Below are 2,987 nucleotides of genomic sequence, written 5' to 3'. Positions count from 1 at the left end.
CTGCTATCCAAAACTCATGAAAAAGGGGCAGAACCCTTGCAAGGTCTGCCCCTTCTTTTTACCGCCTGTAGCGTTAGTCAGTCTCGATCCGCGAGTGTTTGCGGGTGTCTTTCATGGTGATATAGACCAGCAGCGAAACCGCGATGCAAGCGGTGACATACCAGTAGTAACCGGTTTCCATGCCGATGCTCTTGAACCACAGCGCGATGTATTCAGCGGTGCCGCCGAAGATCGATACGGTCAGTGCATACGGCAGGCCGACGCCCAGGGCGCGGATTTCGGTCGGGAACAGTTCGGCTTTGACCACCGCGTTGATCGAGGTGTAGCCGCTGACGATGATCAGCGCGGCCATGATCAGGAAGAACGCACCCCACCAGGTCTGGACGGTGTGCAGGGTGGTGAGGATCGGCACGGTGAACAGGGTCCCGAGAATACCGAAGGCAATCAGGATTGGCCGCCGCCCGACTTTATCCGAAAGCCCGCCCACCAGCGGTTGCAGACACATGAACAGGAACAGCGTCGCTGCCGAGATGGTGGTGGAGTCGGAAATGCTCATGCCGACGGTGTTCACCAGGTACTTCTGCATGTAAGTGGTGTAGGTGTAGAAAGCCAGAGTACCGCCCATGGTCAGACCGACCACGGTCATCAGTTCCTTCGGATGGCGCATCAAGGTGCGCATCGCGCTTTCCTTGGCCTTCACTTTCTTGGTGAACGACTCGGTTTCTTCCATGCCGCGACGCAGGTACAGCGCGACTACGGCACACAGCGCGCCGATGGCGAACGGGATGCGCCAGCCCCAGGCGTACAGCTGTTCGGTGGTCAGGGTTTGTTGCAGCACGATCAGTACCGCCAGGGCGATGAGCTGGCCGGAGATCAGCGTCACGTACTGGAAACTGGAGAAGAAGCCGCGACGTTCCTTGGTCGCCATTTCGCTGAGGTAAGTCGCCGAGGTGCCGTACTCGCCGCCGACCGACAGGCCCTGCAGCAAGCGAGCGAACACCAGCAGGATCGGCGCGCCGATACCGATGGTTTCATAACCCGGGCTCAGGGCGATCAGCAGTGAGCCGAAGCACATCAGATACACCGAGGCCATCAACGCGGCTTTACGGCCGACGCGGTCGGCGTAGAGACCCATCAGCCAGCCACCGATCGGACGCATCAGGAAGCCCACGGCGAAGATCGCCGCCGTATTCAGAAGCTGTGCGGTGGTGTCGCCCTTGGGAAAGAAGGCTTTGGCGAAATACAGCGAGAAAGCGGCGTAGACGTACCAGTCATACCACTCGACCATGTTGCCGACAGAGCCGCTGAAAATCGATTTGATACGGCTGGAAGTGGTTCGTACTTTCGCCGGCGCAGCCGCCGACCCAAGAGGCAGGGTATTGGAGTTATCCATATAGGATCCTTCATCTCATTGTTTTTGTGGAGCACGTCGAAACGCAACCTGACAGGTCTATAGCAGGAGTTGTGCCAGAACGGAGAGGCTTGATTTAGAGGGGTTGCGGGGATTTTGTGAGCGGAAATCCGCTTGTTTGCGGGGTGGGCGTGAGCGGAAATCCGCCTATTCGGTGCGAGTCCATAATGGTCGTTGCTCGCGATGGGGCCAGAACAGGCAACCTAAAATGAAGGTCAGAAGAATCACTCCTCCTTCAAAAACATCTCCCGCGCCAACCCATGGCGCTGCATCTTTTCGTTAAAGGTCCGCCGCGGCAGTTGCAACTCGGCAAGCACCGCCTTGATATCGCCTTTGTGCCGGGTCAACGCCGCTCTGAGGCAATGCGCTTCAAAGGCCTCCTGCTGCGCAGCGAGGGACTGACCGGGTTCGACGCCTTCAGATTCGGGTTCGCCGAGCCCAAGCACCTGACGCTCGGCGACGTTGGCCAGTTCACGGACGTTGCCTGGCCAGTCGTGGCTGAGCAGGCGGCTCAATTGCGGACCGCTCAATGGCGGGAAACTGCGCCCCAGTCGTTCAGCGGCGTTGTGGGCGAAGTGCTCGAACAGCAGCGGAATGTCTTCGCGGCGCTCGCGTAACGGCGGCAGGCGCAATTCAGCGACGTTTAGCCGATAGGCGAGGTCTTCGCGAAAACGTCCGGCGCGGGCCTCATCGAGCAGGTCGGGCTTGGTCGCGGCGATGATCCGCAGGTCGACCCGGATGCTCTGGTTCGAACCCAGCCGCTCAAGTTTCTGCTCTTGCAACACCCGCAGCAGTTTGACCTGCTGGGCCAGCGGCATGCTTTCGATTTCATCGAGAAACAGCGTGCCGCCATCGGCGTATTCGAGCTTGCCGATGCGCTTGCCTTGGGCGCCGGTAAAGGCACCGCTTTCATGGCCGAACAGCTCGGCTTCGAACAACTGCTCGGGGATGGCCGCGCAATTCAGCGCCACAAACGGCTTGTCGGCGCGCGGGCCGAAATCGTGCAGACAGCGGGCGACCAGCTCCTTGCCGCTGCCGGTTTCACCACGGATCAGCACATTGACCGGCAAGGCCGCGAGGTCGAGCACCTGTCGGCGCAAGGTTTGCAGGCCACGGGAAACTCCCAGCAGGCTGGCGTCGAGCTTGGCACGGTTGTCGGCCTGCTCGTGCAGGGCGCGGTTTTCCAATACCAGCCGGCGTTTATCCAGCGCCCGGCGCAGGCTGCTGAGGAGGGTCTCGGGGCTGAAGGGTTTTTCCAGAAAGTCGTAGGCACCGTCGCGCATTGCCTCGACCGCCATCGGCACATCGCCATGGCCGGTGAGCAGGATCAGTGGCAGGTCGGCGTCCAGCGCCTGGACCTTGCTCAGCAACTCCAGGCCACCCATGCCGGGCATACGCACGTCGCTGAGAATCACCCCGGGGAAATCCCTTGGCAGTTGCGCCAGGCAGTCTTCGGCGCGGCTGAACAGTTGCACCACAAAACCCGAGAGGCTCAGCCATTGCTCCACGGCGCTGCGGATACTGGCTTCATCGTCGACCACAATAACCGAGTTCAACATGGGCTTTGCTCCTGCGT

At 60.4% G+C, this 2,987-nt stretch carries 2 protein-coding genes; both read right to left on the bottom strand.

The annotated features are described in order from the left end of the window. Positions 1 to 73: 73 nt before the first annotated feature. Positions 74 to 1,393 carry an MFS transporter gene (locus F8N85_RS33560; protein WP_150807650.1) on the bottom strand — a complete coding sequence of 440 codons (1,320 nt, stop codon included), beginning with the start codon at positions 1,391 to 1,393 and terminating at the stop codon, positions 74 to 76. A 242-nt stretch (positions 1,394 to 1,635) separates the two neighbouring features. After that, complete coding sequence (locus F8N85_RS33555) at positions 1,636 to 2,970, bottom strand: sigma-54-dependent transcriptional regulator (protein WP_150807366.1); 1,335 nt, start codon at positions 2,968 to 2,970, stop codon at positions 1,636 to 1,638. Positions 2,971 to 2,987 lie beyond the last annotated feature (17 nt).

This window comes from Pseudomonas fluorescens (assembly GCF_902497875.1).
Classification (GTDB): Bacteria; Pseudomonadota; Gammaproteobacteria; order Pseudomonadales; family Pseudomonadaceae; genus Aquipseudomonas; species Aquipseudomonas fluorescens_BR.
Note: the sequence above shows the minus strand (reverse complement) of the source record. Positions and strands in the feature narration are given on the sequence as shown.